This is a genomic window from Streptomyces sp. NBC_00539, from assembly GCF_036346105.1.
Taxonomy (GTDB): domain Bacteria; phylum Actinomycetota; class Actinomycetes; order Streptomycetales; family Streptomycetaceae; genus Streptomyces.
This window is the reverse complement of sequence record NZ_CP107811.1, coordinates 1,849,742-1,869,722: the sequence shown is the minus strand read 5'-3', so window position 1 is coordinate 1,869,722 and position 19,981 is coordinate 1,849,742. Positions and strand designations below refer to the sequence as shown.

Genomic DNA, 19,981 nt, shown 5'->3' with positions numbered 1-19,981 from the left:
CGTCCCACTTGCCGCAGGGAGACCGAGCGAAGAATGCCATTCGACGATCCGCAGGAATCCTTAACCAGCTCCACCCCTTTCGAGCCTCGCTGAGCATTGTGCACCACAGCGTCAAGGAGGTCCCATTGAGCACCCCCGTCTGGATCACCGCGACCCCGCCCGCCCCCCACGGCGAACTCCACGTCGGCCACCTCGCGGGACCGTACGTCGCCGCCGACGTCCTGTCGCGGTACCTGCGCGCCGAAGGCGAACCGGTCCTGTTCACCACGGGCACCGCCGACCACAGCAGTTCCGTCCACGTCCGGGCCCTGCGCGCGGGGCGCAAGCCGGAGGAGGTCGCCGAGGGGTTCCGGGAGGCGATCACCGCGGACTGGCTGCGCTCGGGGATCGAGTTCGACCGCATCGTGCGGCCCCGCCAGGACGCGCACTACGGCCGCCGGATGGCGGAGCTGTTCCGCCGGCTCCACGCGGAGGGCGTCATCGCCGCCCGCACGCGCCTGATGCCGTACTGCGAACCGTGCGGGCGCTGGCTGTACGGGGCGCACGTGACGGGTTCGTGTCCGCACTGCGCGGCGCCGAGTGAGGGTGGTACGTGCCACGAGTGCGCCCGGCCCAACGACGGCGGCGACCTCCTCGGCGCGCGGTGCGCCCGGTGCGGCACGCCCGCGGCACTCCGGCGCTGCCGGCGCCTGTACATCCCGCTGGAGCCGTTCCGCGACGCCCTGGCCGCCTACTGGGCCGATGCCGGCCTGCCGCCCAGGCTGGCCGCGCTGTGCGAGTCGCTGCTGGAGGACGGCCTGCCGGACGTCGCGGTGACGAACCCGGCGGAGTGGGGTCTGCCCGTGCCCGTCGACGGCTTCCCCGAGCACCGGATCGACGGGTGCTTCGAAACCGCCGCGATGCACCTCTTCGGCTACGGCGACGACCGCTCGATGCCCGAACGCGCCGTCCACTTCTGCGGGTTCGGCCACGCCTTCTGCCACGCCGTGCTGCTGCCGGTCCTGCTGTCCGCCCGTGGTGTGAAGCCGGCGCAGGACTTCTGCGTCAACGAGGCGTTCGTCATCGAGGACGACGGGCCCGGCGCCGGCCGCGGGGCGTGGGCCCTGGACCTGATCACCGAGTACGGGTCCGACACCCTGCGCCGCCACGTCCTGGCGGCCCGCCCCCTCGGCCGGCGCACGCACTTCCGCACCGACGGACTGGCGGCGGCCCGCCGGGAGCTGGACGAGAACTGGAACGGCTGGCTCTCGCGGCTGTTCGCCGCCGTCCGCGCGCAGTGCGGCGGCCTGGCCCCGGCGGCGCTCCCCGGCGGCACCGGCTGGCAGGTCCTGGAACGACGGCTGCTGCGCGCCGTGGAGGACCTGCGCGAAGCGTACGGACCGGACGCCTTCGATCCGCGCCGGGCCGTCGCCCTGCTCGACGAAGTGGTCCGCGCGGTCGGCGACTTCGGCCATGTCAACGCACACGGCGTACTCCGCCCCGCCGCGGACGGGCGCCACCTGCCGGCGCTGTCGGCGCAACTGGCGGTCGCCCGGGCGCTCAGCGCGTGGGCGCGGCCGGTGATGCCGGAGGGCGCTGACCGGCTGGCCTCGGCCCTGGGAACCGTACCGGGACCGCCCGTCTCGGCCGAGGCGCTCGTACCGCCCCCACCCGGCACCCGGCTGGCGCCGCCCTCGGGACCGGTGTTCGGCTTCTGAACCCCCCCTTCCGCTAGGAGATCCACGTGTCCCTGCGCGTCGCCATGCTCAGCGTCCACACCTCGCCGCTGCACCAGCCCGGCACCGGGGACGCGGGCGGCATGAACGTCTACATGGTCCAGCTGTCCCGGGCCCTCGCGGAACACGGCGTCGAAGTCGACCTGTACACCCGGTGCCGTGGCGAGGAGGGACCGGCCCGGGTCGACCTGGCCCCGGGCGTACAGGTCCGCCACCTGCCCGCCGGTCCGCGCGCGGCGCTCCCCAAGGAGGCCATGCCGGGGCTGGTGCTGCCGTTCTCGCTGGCGCTGCTCAAAGAGGACCGGCGCTACGACCTGGTCCACTCCCACTACTGGCTCTCCGGGCTGGCCGGCCGGATCGCCGCCGCCGGCCGGCGGATCCCCCTCGTGCACACCGCCCACACCCTGGCCCGGGTGAAGAACGCCGCCCTCGCCGACGGGGACCCGCCCGAGCCCGAGCTGCGGATCCGGGGCGAGCACCAAGTGGCCGGTTCGGCGGACCGGCTCATCGCCAACACGGCCGACGAGGCCCGGGCGTTGCGGGAGCTGTACGGGGCCTGCGCCCGCCGGACCGAGGTCGTCCGGCCGGGCGTGGACCTCGCCACCTTCGGGCCGGGCCGGGGGCGGGCGGCGGCGCGGGCCCGGCTCGGTCTGCCGGTGGACGCGTTCGTCCCGATGTACGCGGGCCGGATCCAGCCCCTCAAGGGCCCCGACGTCATGGTGCGGGCGATCGCCGAGCTGCTGTCGGCGGTTCCGGGGCTGCGCTCGCGGATCGTCGTCCCCGTGGTGGGCGGGCATTCGGGTGCCGGGCCCCGCGACGCGGCCCGGGAGCTGGCGCGCGAGCTGGGTGTGGCGGACGTACTGCGGCTCTGCCCGCCGGTGCCGCAGCGGGAGTTGGCCGAGTGGTACCGGGCGGCGGACGTCCTCGTGGTGCCCTCGCGCAGCGAGTCGTTCGGGCTGGTCGCCCTGGAGGCCCAGGCCTGCGGGACCCCGGTCCTGGCGGCGGCGGTCGGCGGTCTGCCGACCGCGGTCCGGGACGGGGTGACGGGGATGCTCGTGGACGGCCACGATCCGGCCGCGTACGCGCGGAGGCTGCGCCACCTCGTCGAGCGCCCCGGGGCGGGTACCGCGATGGGGGAGGCGGCGGTGGTCCACGCGCGGTCGCTGAGCTGGGGGGCCGCCGCCGCGCGGACGCTGGACGTGTACCGGGGGGCGCTGGCCGAGGAGCGGGAGACGCGGACGATCGGCGTGCACCGGGAACGAGTGAGGCAGGAGCGGCGGCACGCTCCTGCCTCGCCGACGCCTCTCTCCTGGAGGGTCGAGAAGGCCGGATCGCCAGCCTAACAGCTCTTTTGAGCCGACCAAAGGTATGTCAGCGTAACGTCAATGTGAACTCCGGTCCGGGCGGCTCCAGTTCCGCCTCAGACCCGCTACAGGAATCCGGCCGGCCCCCGGATCCCGTACGACAATGGAGGGGTCTTCGACGCATCCCGGCGGCACGGGTCGCGAAGACGTCGCTCGTCGATCGCCATTCCGGCTTCCTGGAGGAACCATGTCCGCTCGCCCGTCCTGTACCGCGACCGCCCCCACCGCCTGCTCCGCGTCGGACGACAACGGCTGGGACTAGGTTGCGGCCGCGCCGGCCGTCCACGGCTGAAAGCCCCGCGCACGCCTTTCCCCAACGGGTCGGGCGGCAGCGGGGCTTTTCCGTCGTGCGGCGTCGTGCGGCGTCGCGCGGCGCGTCAGTCCAGCCAGCCGAGGCGCTGGGCGCGCACGCCGGCCTCGAACCGGCTCGACGCCCCCATCTCCTGCATCAGTTCGGACAGCATGCGGCTGACCGTGCGCAGCGAGACGCCGAGCGTCCGGGCGACCTTCTCGTCCTTCATGCCGGAAGCGAGCATCTTGAGTGCGGCCCGCTGCTGTTCGGACAGCCCGTCGCCGCCGACCTCGGGGGCTGCGTCGTCGCCGTACGGTGTGGCCGCGTGCCAGCAGTGCTCGTACAGCGCCCGGTAGGAGCGGACGAGTGCCGGGCCGCGGGCGAGGATCGCGCCGGCCGACCGGTCCTCCGGGTGGACGGGCAGCACGGCGAACTGCTGGTCCGCGATGATCATGTTCATGGGGACGGCGGGGGACATGCGGATCTCGACGCCCGCCTCGACCCGCCGGCGCAGCATCTCCGTCGCCTCCGGCGAGGTGGTGATGCGCTGGTGGTAAATGGCGCGGATGCGCACGCCGTTGTCGATCTGGCGCCGGTCGCGGCTGAGGACCCGGTCGGCGACCTCGCGGACGAGGGCCGTCACGTGCATCGAGGCCAGGTCGTACTGGATGACGTCCGTGATGTCCTCCAGCACCTGCTGGATCCGGCCGTAGTCGTCGAGGATCTCCACCTCGACCTCGGAGCCGCTCAGCGAACCGGGCCGCAGGAACGTGCCGACCAGCGTTTCGAGCGAGCCGTACGCCCGGTCGGACTCGTCCAGGTGCTCGCGCAGCCGCTCACGTTCCCGTCTCAGCATGCGCAGCAGGGCGATCTCGGGGTCCACCACGGCGACGGCGTCCGCCGCGGACTCCCAGGTACCGGCCTGGAGGTCGGCGCGCGTGGCGTGGGTGGTCCCGGTCGGCACGATCAGGCCGAGCTCGATCAGTTCGGCCCGCCGCCGCTCGTACTCCTCGGGGGCCAGGCCGAGTTCGCGGGAGACGTCGCCCAAGTCGGACACCCCGCGCAGGCGCAGCTCCTGATAGAGAGCGAACACCCTGTCGGCCGACTGGATGCCGTCCCTGCCATCGCCCGCTGCCATCGCGCAGTGACCCCCTCGTCTTACGAATCGACAGTCACACTTTGACACATGTGGCTGGAGGAGCTCCCGCCGCCTCGATTCGTATGTGACGGGCGACACGCAGGCCGTTCGGCAGCTCCCGCGGGACCTCCTACGGTCGCTCCTGCGTCCGCAGGCAATCGGGGCAAAGACCCTTGAACACCACTTCCGCGCCGCCGCCCATGCGCCAGTCGAGGAGCGCCTCGTCGGTCGGCTCGGGCACTTCGGCCCGCACGTTCTCCACCCGGCCGCAGCGCAGGCAGAGCGCGTGCTGGTGCGGGGGGCCGGCGATCTCGAAGACGGCCGGAAGTCCCGGGCGGTCGAACTTCGCCGCCAGGCCGGTCTCCAGGAAGTGGCGCAGCATCTCGTAGACGGCCTGGCTGGTGAGCGTGCCGAGCCGTTCGCGGGCCGCCGCGGTGATGGCCTCCACGTCCATGTGGCCGCCGGCGGTCAGGACTTGCAGTACTTCCAGGCGCGGTCCCGTGACGCGCAGGCCCACGTCGCGGAGGCGCTGGATCACCGCCTCGCGGCCGGTCGACTCCTCCACGACAGCCATTCCTCCGCCACCCACTCCGCCGTTGGTCCACCCAAACCTTTGAGTGCATCGTACCTCTTGCCCCTCCTCGGCGAGAGGGTGCGGGCGGGGGAGGCGGGAGTCAGCCGGCGGCCCGGCAGACGAGGAAGACGCTCTCGGTCCGCTCGTCGAGGCGATGGCGGGAACGGCGTTCGACGCGCAGGCCCGCCGCGTGCAGTTCGGCCGTGAGCCGGGCCGGGTCGACGATCCACTTGTCGGTCGTCAGGACCACCCTTTCGCTGCTCCGCTTCCCGGTCCGCACGGAGTAGTACGTGATCCGCTCGCTCATGTCCTCCAGGTCGAAGACCTGCCGGGCGACGGCCCATTCCTCGACGCCGTCGAACCGCGGGACCTGGAAGGCCCAGGTCCGCCGGGGGTCCTCGGCCAGGCCGCGGAGCCGGTGGGCGGTGTAGTCGAGGGCGAGGACACCGCCGGGGGCCAAGTGCCCGGCGACCTCGGCCAGCAGCCCCGGACGCGCGGCGGGCGGCACCGCGCAGACCATCGCCCCGGCCAGCAGCGCCAGCCGGTACGCCCGCCGCAGGCGCAGCGAGGCCAGATCCGCCCGCGTGGTGGCCAGCCGGGCCGACACCTGGGGGCCCGTGCGCCGGCCCCAGGCGCCCAGCCGCTCCAGACAGTCCGGGTCGCGGTCCACGGCCTCGACCTCGAAGCCGTGGCGGGCGAAGGGCACCGCGAGCCGTCCGGCGCCGCAGCCCAGGTCCAGTACGGGGCCGCCGACCTCGCGGGCGAGCCCCAGGCAGCGGGTGATGTCGGCGCTGTACGGGCCGAGCAGCGCTCCGTGCAGCCAGGCCGCGTGCTCCCCCACGGGCGAGAGCGACTCCAGGCCGGGCAGGAACTCCGCCGCGTCACGGATCCCGGCGCCGACGAACACCGGGGCGCCGGCGCCCGCGAGTCGTGCGGACGGCAGGACCGGTGCGAGCGCGGCGGGCACGACGGGCAGGGAAGTGCCGCTCGGTGTGTGCATCGCTCCTCCAGGGGCTCGCTCGGTCCGGCCGTCCGAGGCGTGGCGCCCGTGCCGCCGGGACCGCGCCGCTGGGGAAATCCTGTCCTGGGAGCGGGGTCCCCGACCAGGGGAACGGGCTGCGTGAACACGCGATGGCGTGGATCTGCCACGGGCCGCGGGAGCGGCGGGCGTCAGAGCGTGCGGCGCAGGCGCAGCGGGGTGGCGCCGGTGAAGCCGTGCCGGGTGAGGAAGGCGAGGGCGGGGTCGGCTCCGGCGGGCAGTCCGGTGGGGAGGCCGATCCACTGCGAGGTCGCCCCGTACGGCCGCATGCGCTCCGTCGCCGCCGCCAGCAACGCCGTCCCGATCCCGCCGCGGCGCCGCTCCGCGGCCACGCACAGGGAGTACAGCTCGCCTTCGGCGGCGACGGGGACACCGCCCGAGACGGCCCCCACGACCTGCCCGTCGGCATCGGCCGCCACCAGCCAGCCGAGCCGGCCGGGCGCACCGCCGGGAATTTCAATTTCCGCTCTTATCAGGGGCAGGGAGCATTGGTCCGACACCAGGCGCGCGGTCCGGATTTCCCCGAGCGCGGCGCCGTACCCCTGTCGAATCGAGGCTCCCAGCAGCCGGGATATCGCCGTCGCGTCACCGGGCGCTGCCGATCGCACGTCAGCCAGCAGCATTCGTCCCGCACCCCTCGCCGTCCCGGTCCTCGGCCCGTACGCGCCCACAATAGCGGGGAATTCAAGTGGCCGGTGGCGACGAGAAATCTACGAATTCGCTTAGTAAATGCGGGGATCGGGGCGGCGGCTATCCCGGGACCGAGCAGCAGGCGAAGACCAGCGGCGCGACCACCGACACCACCGAGGCCACCGCGAGCAGCCCGCGCAGCACCGGACGGCCGGGGGCGGGCGGCGCCAGGATGCGGCTCATGCGCAGCGCGGCCGAGGGGCCGCCCGCCGCGAACGCCCTGTGCGGCGCCCGCCCGGCGGCCAGCGCGTACAGCGCGTGGGCCAGCGCGTCACGGGAACAGCCGCGCAGCGCACGGTCGTCGGCGGCCATCTCCAGGAGGAGCGGTACCGCCCTCCCGCCGATCCGGGCCAGCGGCAGCCTGCGGAACACCCTCCCCGAGTACGCCCCGGCCGCGGCGACCAGCAGGTGGTGCCGGCCGTCGATGTGGGCCCGCTCGTGGGCGAGCGCCGCGGCCAGTTGGGGCCGCGTCAGCATCTCGACCGCGCCCGAGGACACCACCACCCGGCGCGAGCGCCCCGGCAGGCAGTACACGGCGGGCCGCGCGTCCTCCAGTACGGTCACCCCGAGGTGCGGGTCGGGTCGGCCGACCAGCCGCAGCAGCTCGGCGTGGCGCGTCCGGGCCCGCCGCGCCCGCACCAGCTCCCGTACGAATCCGGTCGCGGGCAGCGCGGCGACGGCGAGCGCCGCGCCCGCGGCGAGGAACTCCCGGGCCGAGCCGGCCGCCAGCCGGCGCGGGGACGGGAGGCGCAGCGTCAGGGCCAGGTCGACGAGCCGGTGGCTGGTGTGCGCCGGCAGCAGCAGCTGCGCCGGCAGCATCGCCGCCGCGAGCGCGAACACGGTGCCGCAGGCGATCCACACGGCCAGCGCCAGGCGCGGCGCCTGCTGCGCCCAGCGGGCCCGGACCAGCAGCCAGGGGAGGACCAGCCCGGTGACCAGGGCCAGGCCGAGCGGCGGCAGGACGTGGTGGTTCACCGCTCGCTGCCCCGGGCTTCGGGGCGGGGGCAGGGGCGGGCGGCGCGCAGGGCCGCGTCCAGTGCCTCGACGTCCTCGTGGGACATGCGCTCCACGAACCGCAGCAAGGTGGCCTTGCGGTCCTGGCTGTCGCCCAGGGCGTCCTGCATGAGCGCCGCCGTGTACTCCTCCCGGCTGCGGACCGCCTCGTAGATCCAGGCGCGGCCGGACTTCTCGCGGCGCAGCCAGCCCTTGCGGTGCAGGATGTCGGCCACGGTCATGACGGTGGTGTAGGCGACCCGGCGCCCCAGGTTGATGTCGTCGACGACTTCACGGACGGAAGCGGGCCGCTGCCACAGCCAGAGCCGGTCCATGATCTCGGCCTCCAGATCTCCCAGTCGCCGCACGCGCACCCCTTTCGGCCCTCACCCCTCGCGAGCGGTTCATCGTACGGGCCGCCCCTCCCCGGGCGGCATACCCCCACCGGGTAGGCGGGCGTCGCGGGGGAGCGGGAACGGCGAACTGCCCTCCCGTGAAGTCGGCTCCACGGAAGGGCAGTTCGTCGTGTCCGGATCAGGTGCGGATCAGCCGGGCGATCGCCTTGGTGGCCTCGCCGACCTTGACCTTCGCGTCGTCGCCGCCCTGCGCGATGGCCTCGGTGACGCAGCAGGCGAGGTGTTCGTCCAGCAGCGTCACCGCGCAGGACTGGAGTGCGGCGTTGATCGCGGACACCTGGGTCAGTACCTCGATGCAGTAGACGTCGTCGTCCACCATCCGCTGCACCCCGCGGACCTGGCCCTCGATCCGCCGCAGGCGTCTGATGACGTCTTCCTTGTGTGCTGAGTAACCGGCCACGGGGACTCCTCAGTTGTCGGCGGCCCGGAAGCCGCGCAGACGCAGGCTGTTGCCGACGACGAAGACGGAGGAGAAGGCCATGGCCGCTCCGGCGATCATCGGATTGAGCAGTCCGGCCGCGGCGAGCGGCAGGGCGGCCACGTTGTAGGCGAAGGCCCAGAACAGGTTCGAGCGGATGGTGCCGAGCGTCTTGCGGGCGAGGCGGATGGCGTCGGCGGCGGCCCGCAGGTCCCCGCGCACCAGGGTCAGGTCGCCCGCCTCGATCGCGGCGTCCGTGCCGGTTCCCATCGCGAGGCCCAGGTCGGCCTGGGCGAGGGCGGCCGCGTCGTTGACGCCGTCGCCGACCATGGCCACGCTGCGGCCCTCGGCCTGGAGCCGCTTGACGACGTCGACCTTGTCCTGCGGCATGACCTCCGCGATGACCTCGTCGATGCCGACCTCCGCCGCGACGGCTTCGGCCACCGCCTCGTTGTCGCCGGTGAGCAGGATCGGGGTGAGCCCGAGGGCGCGCAGCCGCCTGATCGCCTCGGCGCTGGTGTCCTTGACGGCGTCGGCGACCTCCAGGACCGCGCGGGCCTCCCCGTCCCAGGCGACGGCGATCGCGGTACGGCCCGCGGCTTCGGCCGCGGCCTTGGCGCGCTCCAGGTGGGCCGGCAGGACCATCGCCCACTCGGTCAGCAGCTTCTCGCGGCCGACGAGCACGGCGTGCCCGTCCACGACGCCCTGGACGCCGAGGCCGGGGATGTTGGCGAAGTCCTCGGGGGCGGGCAGGGCGCCCACCCGGGCTGCCGCGCCGGAGGCCACGGCCTGCGCGATCGGGTGCTCGGAGGCGTGCTCCAGTGCGCCCGCCAGGCGCAGTACGTCGTTCTCGGCGGTGCCCTCGGCGGTGTGCACCGCGAGCAGGGTCATCTTGCCGGTGGTGACGGTGCCGGTCTTGTCCAGGACGATCGTGTCCACCTTGCGGGTGGTCTCCAGGACCTCGGGGCCCTTGATCAGGATGCCGAGCTGGGCGCCCCGGCCGGTGCCGACCATCAGCGCGGTCGGGGTGGCCAGGCCCAGGGCGCACGGGCAGGCGATGATCAGTACGGCGACGGCGGCGGTGAACGCGGCGGTGAGCCCCGAGCCGGAGCCGAGCCAGAAGCCGAGGGTGGCCAGCGCCAGGGCGATGACGACCGGTACGAACACGGCGGAGATCTTGTCGGCGAGGCGCTGGGCGGCGGCCTTGCCGTTCTGGGCGTCCTCCACCAGCTTGGCCATCCGGGCCAGTTGGGTGTCGGCGCCGACCCGGGTGGCCTCGACGACCAGCCGTCCGCCCGCGTTGAGGGTGGCGCCGGTGACGGGGTCCCCGACCCCGACCTCGACGGGCACGGACTCACCGGTGAGCATGGAGGCGTCCACGGCGGAGGAGCCCTCCACCACGGTGCCGTCGGTGGCGATCTTCTCGCCGGGGCGGACCAGGAAGCGGTCGCCGGCCTGCAGTTCGGCGGTGGGGACGGTGACCTCGCGGCCGCCGCGCAGCACCGTCACCTCCTTGGCGCCCAGTTCCAGCAGCGCCTTGAGCGCGGCGCCAGCCTTGCGCTTGGAGCGGGCCTCGAAGTACCGGCCGGCCAGGATGAAGGCGGTGACTCCGGCCGCCGCCTCCAGGTAGATGTTCCCGGCGCCGTCGGTGCGGGCGATGGTGAACTCGAAGGCGTGCGTCATGCCGGGTGTCCCGGCACTGCCGAAGAACAGCGCCCACAGCGACCACAGGAACGCGGCCGTGGTACCCACCGAGATCAGCGTGTCCATCGTGGCGGCGCCGTGCCGGGCGTTGGTCCACGCGGCGCGGTGGAAGGGCCAGGCGGCGTACGTGACCACGGGCGCGGCCAGGGTCAGGGAGAGCCACTGCCAGTACTCGAACTGGAAGGCCGGGACCATGGCCAGCGCGACGACCGGCACGGCCAGGCAGACGGCGGCGACCAGTCGTTGGCGCAGCGGGAGCAGTTCGTCGGTCTCCTGCGCGGGCGCCTCGGGGCCGCCGTTCTCGGGGGCCTTGACGGGCTCCCGGGCGGTGTAGCCGGTGGCTTCGACGGCGGCGATCAGGTCCGCCACGGAGATGTCGGCGTCGAAGGTGACCTTCGCCTTCTCGGTGGCGTAGTTGACGGTGGCCTCGACCCCGTCCATGCGGTTGAGCTTCTTCTCGATGCGGGCCGCGCACGAGGCGCAGGTCATGCCGCCGATGGCGAGCTCGACCTGGGCGGCGCCGGCTGTGGTGGTGGTCATGAGAACTGCTCCTCGTTCGAGCGGGGTGGGGGCCGGGGCCCGGGGCCGGGCGGATGGCGCAGGGTGCGGCGGCGGGCCCCGGCGGCCGGGCCGGGCGGGTGTCAGGCGGCCCGGCCCATGAGCTCGTAGCCGGCGTCGTCGATCGCGGCGGAGACCGCCGCGTCGTCGGGCTCGCCGGCCGTGGTCACGGTGACCAGGCCGCCGTCCACGTCGACCTCTACGGACAGGACGCCGTCGAGCGCGCTCACCGAGGCGGTGATGGCGCTCTTGCAGTGGCCGCAGGTCATGCCGGAGACGCGGTAGGTCGTGGCGGTGCTGTCGGCGATGGCGACGGCCGTCTGCGCGGCGCCGGTGCCGCAGCTGCCTTCGGGGGTGCAGCAGGAAGACATGGATCTCTCCTTCGTCGGTCGGAGATACCCTGTGGGGGTATCCCTGTCGGCTTCCAGGTATACCCCCCATGGGTATCCGGCGCAAGGTCCGATCCGACTTGACTTGATACCCCCCAGGGGTATGGTGAAGTGCATCGAACCGCCGAACGCGGGCCCACGTCGTACGGGAGATCAGCCATGAACACCGGAGTGAGGATCACCGCTTATGCCGCCGCGCTCGCCGCGGCCTTCGGAGCCGCGTACGGGGTCGGCAAGGGGGTCGGTCCCGTGAGTGCCCCCGCGTCCACGGAGCACGCCGCCCATGCGGCGCAGGCCGCTGCGCCCGCCGCCGGAGGCGGGCACGCGGGCCATGAGGAGGTGGCGGCCCAAGGGCCGGCGGCGGGAGGGCTGCAGATCTCGGAGGGCGGCTACACGCTCGCCCTCGACACCCGGCAGGTCGCGCCCGGGGCGGGGGAGCTGAGGTTCTCCGTCAAGGACCGCGAAGGCCGCAAGGTCACCGCGTTCAAGACGGAACACGGCAAGGAGCTGCACTTCATCGTCGCCTCGCGCGACCTGACGGTCTACCGGCACCTGCACCCGGTACGCGCCGAGGACGGCACCTGGTCGACCCCCGTCGACCTGCCGGCGCCCGGCGCCTACAAGGTCTTCGCGGACTTCACCCCCGCCGCCGGCGCCAAGGGCGTCACCCTCGGAGCGGACGTGTCCGTGCCCGGCCCGTACGCCCCCGCCCCGCTGCCCCCGGTCGCGCCCACCGCCGAGGTGGACGGCTACCAGGTGGCGCTGGCAGGCACGCTGGACCCGGGGAAGGCGGGGGAGCTGAGGCTCACCGTCAGCAAGGAGGGCAAGCCGGTCACCGACCTGGAGCCCTACCTCGGCGCCTACGGCCACCTCGTCGCCCTGCGCGACGGAGACCTGGCCTACCTCCACGTCCACCCGAACGCCGGCGGCCCCGGGCCGGACGTCTCGTTCACGGCCACGGCCCCCAGCGCGGGCGCCTACCGGCTCTTCCTGGACTTCCAGCACCAGGGCAAGGTCCACACCGCCGCCTTCACGGTGCGGGCCGGCGGCCAGGCGGCTCCCCCCGCTCCGGCGACTCCGGCCGCTCCGGAAGCGCCCCGGGAGCCCGAAGCGCCCGAGGAGCACTCCCACTGACCCCCGGTGCGCCGCCTGGCCTACGCCTCGCCTGCGCAACGGACCGCCGTCTCCTACAGTGACGTGAACCGTCTACGTCACCCGTAGTAGGGAGCGGCGATCCATGACCCTTCCCGCACACGTCCCCGCCCCGAGCGCACTTCCCGCCCTCGACGGAGCCTCCCTCGACGGCCGCCTGTACACCCGTGTCACCGGGCTCGCCGGCCGGTCGCCGGGTTGGTTCGACGCGCTGGTCTCGCACTGGTCGGCGTACGGCCTGGGCCTGTTCGCCGTACTCATGCTGGCCGCCTGGTGGCGCGCCCGGCCCGGGGACGCCCCGCGCCTGGCGATGGCACTGGCCGCGCCGGTGGTCGTCGTCCTCGCCTACGCGGCCAACGCCCTGATCAAGGCCTTGGTCCGGGAACAGCGCCCCTGCCGGACCCTGCACACCGTCACGTTGGAGGCGTGCCCCGGCCCGGACGACTGGTCCTTCCCCAGCAACCACGCCGCCCTCGCGGCCGCCGCGGCGGCCGCGCTCTGGCTCGTCGACCGGGGCATCGGCGCCCTCGCCGCCCTGGCCGCCCTCCTGATGGCGCTGTCCCGGGTCTGGGTCGGCGCCCACTACCCCCACGACGCGGTGCTCGGCCTGGTGGTCGGCGCCGCCGTGGGCTGGTGCCTGACCGTCGCGGCCCGACGCGGCGCCCCCCTGGTGGAGCGGGCCCGCGCCACCCGGCTGCGGCCGTTGGTCGCGCCGAGGTGACCCGAGCGGTGGCGGCGGCGGGGACGGCAGCCGTGTGCGCCGCGCTCTTCGCCCTGCTCGCCGTCACCGTCGCCGTCCGGCACGGCCTCCCGTTCCCCCTCGACCGGAGCCTGCACGTCTGGTCCGTACGCCACCGGCCCCCCTGGGCCGCCGACTGCGCCCGCCTCCTCACCGCGACCGGTACCTGGCCCCTGCCCTACCTGGGCGCGGTGGCGGCCGGAATGATCGCGGGCCGCGACGCGCGGGAGCGGCGGCTGGCCGTGCCCGCCGCGCTCCTCTTCCTCCTCCTCGCCCAGGCCACCCGCTACGCCGCGCTCTTCCTGGTCCACCGGCCGCGCCCCGCCACGGCCGACTGGGCGACCACCGCCGCCGGTTACGCCTTCCCCTCCGGCCACACCACCACCTCCGCCCTCGTGGCCGGGCTGCTGTCCTGGGCCCTGTACCGCACCACCCGCCCCGCTGTCGCCCGCACCGGCACGGCACTGCTCGTCTGCTGGGCGGTGGCCGTCGGACTCAGCCGGATCTACCTCGGCGTGCACTGGCCCAGCGACGTCCTCGGGGGATGGCTGTACGCCCTCACCTGGCTCGCGGCGGGCCACGCCGCGCTCGCGCATGCCGCGCGGACGGGGACGCGCCCCTTGCAGGCACTTCCCAGTGGGCCTCGTCCGAAGTTCGAGCGCCGCTCAGCGGGTCGATACGGCGCCCTTCCCTAACCTGCCCGTCAGAAGGTTCCGAGCACCTCCCGGGCGACCGGCGAGGCATCGCGACGACACGCGGACACGGCCGGTCGGCCGTGGGGATGGGGCGGGATGTCTGACATCGGCACCACGAACGATCCGGTCACCCGGCAAGCGCACACCGGACGCCGCCCCCGGGGTCGGAGATGATCCCCCTGTCGTTCGCCCAGCGCCGCCTGTGGTTCCTCCACCGGCTCCAAGGCCCCTCGGCCACCTACAACGTGCCCTTCGTCCTGCGCCTGCGGGGCGAACTGGACACGGACGCGCTGGAGGCGGCCGTACGGGACCTGGTGGCCCGGCACGAGAGCCTGCGCACGCTGTTCGTCGAGGACGAGCACGGCGACGCGTTCCAGCGCATCGTGCCGCCGGCCGGCGTGCCGCTGTCCGTGCCGGTGACCGACGTGGCGCCCGAGGAGGTGCCGACCGCCGTGGCGCGCGCCGTGTCCTATCCGTTCGACCTCACGGCGGAGATCCCCGTACGGGCGAGCGTGCTCAGGTGCTCACCCGAGGAGCACCTGCTGGTGCTGGTCGCCCACCACATCGCCTGCGACGACGAGTCGGGCAGGCCCCTCGCGCGCGACCTGTTCGCCGCCTACGGGGCGCGGCGCGCGGGACGCGCACCCGGGCAGGGGGAACTGCCCGTGCAGTACCAGGACTACACGGTGTGGCAGCGCCACCTGCTGGGCGAGGAGGACGACCCCGCCGGCCTCGCGGCGGCCCAGGTGTCCTGCTGGCGCGAGGAACTGGCGGGCGTCCCCCAGCCGTCGGCGCTGCCCACCGACCGCCCGCGTCCCCCGGCGGCGAGTTACCGCGGTGACCTGTACGAGTTCACGATCGAGCCGAAGCTGCTGTCCGGGATCGAGGAGCTGGCCGCCGGCCACGGCGCGACGGTGCCGGTGACGATGCAGTCCGCCCTGGCCGTGCTGCTGCACCGGCTGGGCGCGGGCGACGACCTCACGATCGGCTGCCCCGTCACCGACCGCACCGAGGAAGCCTTCGCCGACCTCGTCGGCTTCTTCGTCAACACCTGGGTGCTACGGCTGGACCTGACCCGCAACCCCTCCTTCTCGGACCTCCTCGGGACGGCCGCCACCAAGGCGCTGAACGCGTACGACCTGCACGACGTGCCGTTCGAGCGGCTGGTGGAGCTCATCGCCCCCGAGCGTTCCACCGCCTACCACCCGCTGTTCCAGGTGCGGTGCGCCTGGCAGCCCGCCCCGCCCGAGATCGAGGTCCCCGGCCTCCGGGTCGCCTTCGAGCCCGCCTGCACCGCCGCCGCCACCTGCGACCTGTCCTTCCTCATCGTCCCGGACCCGGCCGGGGGAGCGCGGGTCCGCCTCTCCTACGCCACCGACCTCTTCGACCGCGGCACGATCGAGGGGCTCGCCGCCCGGTTCCTGCGCGTGCTGCGCCGGATCGTGGCGGACCCGGGCGTCCGGGTCGGCGCCGTGGACGTCCTCGACGACGACGAGCGCGAACGGCTGCTGGGGCCGGCCGGCGGCACGGCCGCCGCGGGGCCCGGGGAGACGGCCGCCGCGGGGCCCGGGGAGACGGTCGTCGCGCTCTTCGCGCGTCAGGCGCGGGCCACTCCGGACGCCGTGGCCGTCCTCGATGCGGACCGCTCCCTCACCTACGGGCAACTGGACGCCCGGGCCGACCAGGTGGCGCGGGAGCTGATCCGGCGGGGCGCCGGTCCCGAGAGCCTCGTCGGGCTCGCGCTGCCCCGGAGCGCCGCGCACGTCGTCGGCCTGCTCGCCGTCCTCAAGTCCGGCGCGGGCTGCCTGCCGCTGGATCCCGACCGGGCCGGCGCGCCGCCGCTCGACGCCGTACTCGCCGACGCGCGCCCGGTGCTGATCCTGACCGGCTCCGCCACCGCGGCCACCCTGCCCTGCGGCGACGTCCCGCTGCTGTGCGTGGAGGACATCGGCGACGGGGCTGCCGGAGGCCCGGTCCGGGGCGCCGGCCCGCTCCCCGACCACCTGGCCTGCGTGCTGTACGGAGCCCGAGAGCCCGGTGGGCTCGTCGTCACCCACCGGAACCTGGCCGACGGCGTCCGCAGGCTGACCCGGCGCCTCGGTGTCCTCGCCGGCCGGCGGATGCTCGCCGGGTCCCGGTCCGGCTCCGACGCGTCGGCGTACGAGATCCTCACCCCGCTCTGCGCCGGAGGCAGCGTCGAACTCACCGATGCGGAGCAGGCGTTGACACAGTCCCGTGGCCGCCCCGCGCAGGTGATCAGTACGACCCCGTACGCGTTCGCCGCCCTGGCGGACCGGATCCCGCCCGGGACCGGCGTACGCGCGCTGGTCTTCACCGGAGAGCCGCTGCCCGCGTGGCTCGCGGACCGGGCCCGGGCGGCCGTTCCCGGTGTACGGGTGGTCGACGCCTACGGCCGGGCTGACGCCTTCTGCCTCCCGGAGTTCCCCGAGCACGGCCCGGACGCCACCGGCGTACGGACCTACGTACTCGGGCCGGGTCTGGCGCCCGTGCCGCCGGGGGCGGTCGGCGCACTGTACGTCGCCGGCGCCGGCGCCGGCTGCCGGCGCCGGCGCCGGCGACGTCGGCCGCGGCCACGCCGGGCGGCCCGGCGCGACGGCGCAGCGGTTCGTCGCGGACCCCTTCGGCCCGGCCGGTGGCCGGATGTGCCGGACGGGCGACCTGGCGCGATGGGGCGCAGACGGCCGGCTGGAGGTCCTCGGCCCCGCCGCGGCGCAGGTCACCGTGCGCGGGCTGCGCATCGAAGCGGCTCTGGTGGAGGGCGCGCTGACGGCCCATCCGGCCGTCTCCCAGGCCGTGGTCGTCGCCGGTGAGGGCCGCGGCGGCAGCCCCTGCCCGGTGGCCTACGTCGTACTCGGCGGCGGCGAGGACGGCGTCGGCGGCGGGTACGGGGCCGAGCTGCGGCGCTTCGTCTGCGCGCGGCTGCCCGACCACCTGGTGCCGGCCTCCTTCACGGTGCTCGACCGGATGCCGTTGACGGCGGACGGCACGCTGGACCGGGCGGCGCTGCCCGCACCCGACCTCGCCGACCGCGTCCACCGCGCCCCGCGCACCGCCACGGAGGAGGTGCTCGCAGAGGCGGTCGGGGAGGTGCTCGGCCTGCAACGGGTCGGCGTGGACGAGGACTTCTTCCTGGCCGGCGGTGACAGCATCCGCTCCGTCCAGGCCGCCGCCCGGGCCCGCTCCCGGGGCGCCGACGTGACCCCGAAGGACATATTCGAGCACCGCACCGTGGCCGACCTGGCGGTGGTCGCCGCCGGACGGACCCGCGACACCCCGGAGCCCGCCGAACCGGAGGGCGACGGCACCGGCTGGATGCCGCTGCTCCCCGCGGCCCGGCAACTGCTGGGCCGGGGCGGCGTCACGGACCGGTCCGCGCGGGCGCAGTTGCTCGAACTCCCCCTGGAGACCGACCGGTCGACCCTGATGGCGGCCCTCGGGGCGGTCCTGGACCGCCACGACGTGCTGCGCACCCGGTTGGTGCAGTACCCGGAACCCGGGCTGCGGATCGAGCCCGTCCATCTCGTGGGCCCGGCCACGCTGGTGCGCCGGATCCCGTGCGGCGGCCCGTGGGACGAAGACCTCATCGCCGCCGAACTGGACGCGGCCGCCGGCCGGCTGGACCCGGCCGCCGGGGTGATGGCCCAGTTCGTGTGGTTCGATCGCAGCGCCGTGGGGCGGGGCGGCACCGGACGGCTGCTGGTCGTCCTGCACCGGCTCGTCGCCGACGCCGCGTCCTGGCGGATCCTGCTGCCCGACCTGGCCGACGCCTGGGCCCGGGCCCGGTGCGGGCGCGCCGCGCTGCCCCGGGCGGGAGCCTCCGTGAGCCGCTGGGCGCACGCACGGCAACGACAGGCGGCCCGTCCGGAGCAGGTCGCCGAGCTGCCGGCCTGGCGGGAGGTCCTCGCGGCTCCGGACGCCGTCCTCGGCAGCCGCCGTCCCGACCCCGCCGTGGACGTGACGGCCACCATGGAGACCGTACGGGTACGGGTCCCGGCGGCGGTGGGGGAACCCGTGCTGACCACCGTCCCCGCCGCCTTCCGCTGCCGGGCCGAGGACGTACTGCTCACCGCCCTGACCGTGGCGCTGGCCCAATGGCGCCGGGGCCGGGGCGGTGCGCAGACCTCCTCCCTGATCCGCCTCGAAGGCCACGGCCGCAACCTCGACGCGGCGGCGGGCGCCGATCCGGACCGGACCCTCGGCCCGTTCGCCGCCGCGTTCCCCGTACGCCTGGACGTCGGCGGCATCGACCTGGACGAGGCACTCGCCGGGGGCCCCGCCGCCGGGCTCGCCCTCAAGACCGTCAAGGAGCAGCTGCGCGCCGTCCCGGGCGAGGGACTCGGCTACGGGCTGCTGCGCCACCTCAACCCGGGGACCGCCCCCGAACTGGCGGCGTACCCGGAGCCGCAGATCGGCTTCGGGTTCCTGCGCCGCTTCGGCGAGGGCGACATGCCGGTCGGTCTGCGGGGCCTCGGCTGGCTACCGGCCGCCGACGGGCAGGAGCGGGTTCCGGCGCCGGACGGGCAGGCGCCGGCGCCCTCGGCGCTGGAGATCGAAGCCCGGGCGACCGAAGGCGGGGCGGGCAGCGAACTCACCGCTTCCTTCGGCTTCCCGGCGGGCGTGCTGTCCGAGGCGGAGGTGTCGGAGCTGGCCGGCCTCTGGGTCACCGCGCTCACCGGCCTGGCCCGCGACGCCCGGCGGCCGGGTGCCGGTGGCCTGACGCCCTCGGACGTGCCGCTGGTGACGGTGGCGCAGGCGGAGATCGAGGAGTGGGAGGCCCGCTACGGGCGGCTGGCCGAGGTGTGGCCGGTATCCGCCGCCCAGTCGGCCCTCCTGCGTCCCGCCGGCCCGGCCGGGTCCCCGCCCGCCGTCCACCCCGTGCAGTTCGTCATCCCGGTGGAAGGCCGGGTGGACCCCGTACGGATGCGGGCCGCCGGGCAGGCCCTGGCGGTCCGCCACCCCAACCTGCGGGCGGGGTTCGTCACGGCCGCCGGCGGCGACCTCGTGCGGATCGTCCCCGAGGACGTGCCGCTGCCCTGGCGGCACCTCGACCTGGCGGGAGCCGACGAGGCCGTCCGTGACGCGGAGAGCGGGCGGCTCCTCGCCGCCGAGCGCGCCGCCCGCTTCGACCCGCTCGCCCCGCCACTGGTCCGGCTCGCCCTGATCGGCCTCGGGGACCGCGCGCACCTCGTGGTCACCGCGCACCCCGCGCTGTTCGACGACCGGTCGGCAGCGGTGCTGATGAAGGACCTGGCCCGGCTCTACGGCGTCGGCGGGGACGCCTCGCTGCTCGCGGCCGCGCCGGGCCGCGGGGACCACCTGCACGGGCTCGGGCCGCTGCGGGGGGAGGCGCACGCCCCGGCCCAGGCCGCCCCCCTGGCCGCCGGGCCTGCGGACGGGGCCGGGACCGGCCGGGTCGAGGTCGAGGTGGCGGCGGGCGACGCGCTGGGGCTGTCCCGGCGCGCCGCGGAGCTGGGGATCGCCCCGGACACGCTGGTGCGGGGCGCCTGGGCGATCCTGCTCGCCCGGCTGGCCGGCCGCCGCGACGTGGTGTTCGGCGTGAGCGAGACCGGTCGGCCGACCGAACCGCCCGGCGCCCGGGAACCGGTCGGCCTGTTCGCCCGCACCGTCGCGGTACGGGTCCGCTACGCACGGGGCGACACGGTGGCGCAGCTCGTGCGGGCGCTGGACCGCCACCCGGGCGAGGGCCCGGCGAGGCCGTTCGACTCGCTGGTGGTCCACGAAGCGTGCCCGGACGGCCCGTACGGTCCGGACGGCTCGTGCGGGGCCGCCACCTCGGCGGGCATCACCCTCAAGGGCGTCCGCTCCACGGGGTGTTCCCCGTACCCGCTGACGCTGCGCGTCGCCGGGGCCGGTACGCGGTTCACCCTCGACTTCCGCTCCGACTCCTACGAGCGCAGCACGGTGGAGGCGCTCGCCGCGTCCTTCGCCGGAGTGCTGGCCCAGGTGCGGTCCGATCCGCGGGTGCCGGTGGACGCGGTGGACGTGGGGGTGGTGCGGACGCGGGCCGCCGCGGGCTGACGCGGACGGGGCCGCCGCGGGCTGACGGGACGGGGGCCGGTCCCT

16 protein-coding genes are annotated in these 19,981 nt (G+C 75.1%); 7 read left to right on the top strand and 9 right to left on the bottom strand.

The features are described 5' to 3' along the window. Positions 1-125 precede the first annotated feature (125 nt). On the top strand, positions 126-1,697 hold the full coding sequence (locus OG861_RS08085) for a class I tRNA ligase family protein (RefSeq protein WP_329199058.1): 1,572 nt from the start codon (positions 126-128) through the stop codon (positions 1,695-1,697). A 44-nt stretch (positions 1,698-1,741) separates the two neighbouring features. Further along, entirely contained in the window at positions 1,742-3,058 is a 1,317-nt protein-coding gene (mshA, locus tag OG861_RS08080; protein WP_330261967.1) for a D-inositol-3-phosphate glycosyltransferase, read from the top strand. Between the two features lie 398 nt (positions 3,059-3,456). Here mshA and OG861_RS08075 read toward each other — a convergent pair whose 3' ends face one another. From OG861_RS08075 to OG861_RS08035, 9 genes are all read right to left on the bottom strand, one after another. Further along, entirely contained in the window at positions 3,457-4,509 is a 1,053-nt protein-coding gene (locus OG861_RS08075; protein WP_330261609.1) for a helix-turn-helix transcriptional regulator, read from the bottom strand. A 130-nt stretch (positions 4,510-4,639) separates the two neighbouring features. After that, positions 4,640-5,083, bottom strand: coding sequence for a Fur family transcriptional regulator (locus tag OG861_RS08070; RefSeq protein WP_443064458.1), 444 nt, complete (start codon positions 5,081-5,083; stop codon positions 4,640-4,642). 100 nt (positions 5,084-5,183) lie between these two features. Beyond that, positions 5,184-6,083: a class I SAM-dependent methyltransferase gene (locus OG861_RS08065; RefSeq protein ID WP_330261607.1), complete on the bottom strand. Its 900-nt coding sequence runs from the start codon at positions 6,081-6,083 to the stop codon at positions 5,184-5,186. Between the two features lie 170 nt (positions 6,084-6,253). Then, positions 6,254-6,745 (bottom strand): GNAT family N-acetyltransferase, encoded by a 492-nt coding sequence (locus OG861_RS08060; protein WP_329199066.1) that lies wholly within the window; start codon positions 6,743-6,745, stop codon positions 6,254-6,256. 127 nt (positions 6,746-6,872) lie between these two features. After that, complete coding sequence (locus OG861_RS08055) at positions 6,873-7,787, bottom strand: M56 family metallopeptidase (protein ID WP_330261606.1); 915 nt, start codon at positions 7,785-7,787, stop codon at positions 6,873-6,875. Beyond that, positions 7,784-8,173: a BlaI/MecI/CopY family transcriptional regulator gene (locus OG861_RS08050; RefSeq protein ID WP_329199068.1), complete on the bottom strand. Its 390-nt coding sequence runs from the start codon at positions 8,171-8,173 to the stop codon at positions 7,784-7,786. The genes OG861_RS08055 and OG861_RS08050 overlap by 4 nt, the downstream gene beginning before the upstream one ends. Before the next feature lie 166 nt (positions 8,174-8,339). Next, positions 8,340-8,621: a metal-sensitive transcriptional regulator gene (locus tag OG861_RS08045; protein ID WP_329199070.1), complete on the bottom strand. Its 282-nt coding sequence runs from the start codon at positions 8,619-8,621 to the stop codon at positions 8,340-8,342. A 9-nt stretch (positions 8,622-8,630) separates the two neighbouring features. Next, positions 8,631-10,883 carry a heavy metal translocating P-type ATPase gene (locus OG861_RS08040; RefSeq protein ID WP_330261605.1) on the bottom strand — a complete coding sequence of 751 codons (2,253 nt, stop codon included), beginning with the start codon at positions 10,881-10,883 and terminating at the stop codon, positions 8,631-8,633. Positions 10,884-10,984: 101 nt separating this feature from the next. Beyond that, complete coding sequence (locus tag OG861_RS08035) at positions 10,985-11,272, bottom strand: heavy-metal-associated domain-containing protein (RefSeq protein ID WP_330261604.1); 288 nt, start codon at positions 11,270-11,272, stop codon at positions 10,985-10,987. Positions 11,273-11,449: 177 nt separating this feature from the next. Between OG861_RS08035 and OG861_RS08030 the strand changes: the two genes are divergently transcribed. The 5 genes from OG861_RS08030 to OG861_RS08010 all read left to right on the top strand — a co-directional run bounded on the left by OG861_RS08030 (position 11,450) and on the right by OG861_RS08010 (position 19,936). Further along, positions 11,450-12,424 carry a hypothetical protein gene (locus OG861_RS08030; protein ID WP_330261603.1) on the top strand — a complete coding sequence of 325 codons (975 nt, stop codon included), beginning with the start codon at positions 11,450-11,452 and terminating at the stop codon, positions 12,422-12,424. A 103-nt stretch (positions 12,425-12,527) separates the two neighbouring features. Then, a complete protein-coding gene (locus OG861_RS08025) occupies positions 12,528-13,163 on the top strand; it encodes a phosphatase PAP2 family protein (protein WP_330261602.1) in 636 nt (211 codons plus the stop codon). Further along, a complete protein-coding gene (locus OG861_RS08020) occupies positions 13,160-13,876 on the top strand; it encodes a phosphatase PAP2 family protein (protein ID WP_330261601.1) in 717 nt (238 codons plus the stop codon). Before OG861_RS08025 ends, OG861_RS08020 begins: the two co-directional genes overlap by 4 nt. Before the next feature lie 170 nt (positions 13,877-14,046). Beyond that, positions 14,047-16,707 (top strand): condensation domain-containing protein, encoded by a 2,661-nt coding sequence (locus tag OG861_RS08015; protein WP_330261600.1) that lies wholly within the window; start codon positions 14,047-14,049, stop codon positions 16,705-16,707. Continuing rightward, complete coding sequence (locus OG861_RS08010; RefSeq protein WP_330261966.1) at positions 16,619-19,936, top strand: condensation domain-containing protein; 3,318 nt, start codon at positions 16,619-16,621, stop codon at positions 19,934-19,936. Before OG861_RS08015 ends, OG861_RS08010 begins: the two co-directional genes overlap by 89 nt. Positions 19,937-19,981 lie beyond the last annotated feature (45 nt).

What these genes read in the sequence shown, in the direction of transcription:
- mshA (WP_330261967.1), top strand. Translation starts at nt 1,742, where the DNA reads ATGCTCAGCGTCCACACCTCGCCGCTGCACCAGCCCGGCACCGGGGAC.
- OG861_RS08075 (WP_330261609.1), bottom strand. Translation starts at nt 4,509, where the DNA reads ATGGCAGCGGGCGATGGCAGGGACGGCATCCAGTCGGCCGACAGGGTG.
- OG861_RS08070 (WP_443064458.1), bottom strand. Translation starts at nt 5,083, where the DNA reads ATGGCTGTCGTGGAGGAGTCGACCGGCCGCGAGGCGGTGATCCAGCGC.
- OG861_RS08065 (WP_330261607.1), bottom strand. Translation starts at nt 6,083, where the DNA reads ATGCACACACCGAGCGGCACTTCCCTGCCCGTCGTGCCCGCCGCGCTC.
- OG861_RS08060 (WP_329199066.1), bottom strand. Translation starts at nt 6,745, where the DNA reads ATGCTGCTGGCTGACGTGCGATCGGCAGCGCCCGGTGACGCGACGGCG.
- OG861_RS08040 (WP_330261605.1), bottom strand. Translation starts at nt 10,883, where the DNA reads ATGACCACCACCACAGCCGGCGCCGCCCAGGTCGAGCTCGCCATCGGC.
- OG861_RS08035 (WP_330261604.1), bottom strand. Translation starts at nt 11,272, where the DNA reads ATGTCTTCCTGCTGCACCCCCGAAGGCAGCTGCGGCACCGGCGCCGCG.
- OG861_RS08030 (WP_330261603.1), top strand. Translation starts at nt 11,450, where the DNA reads ATGAACACCGGAGTGAGGATCACCGCTTATGCCGCCGCGCTCGCCGCG.
- OG861_RS08025 (WP_330261602.1), top strand. Translation starts at nt 12,528, where the DNA reads ATGACCCTTCCCGCACACGTCCCCGCCCCGAGCGCACTTCCCGCCCTC.
- OG861_RS08015 (WP_330261600.1), top strand. Translation starts at nt 14,047, where the DNA reads ATGATCCCCCTGTCGTTCGCCCAGCGCCGCCTGTGGTTCCTCCACCGG.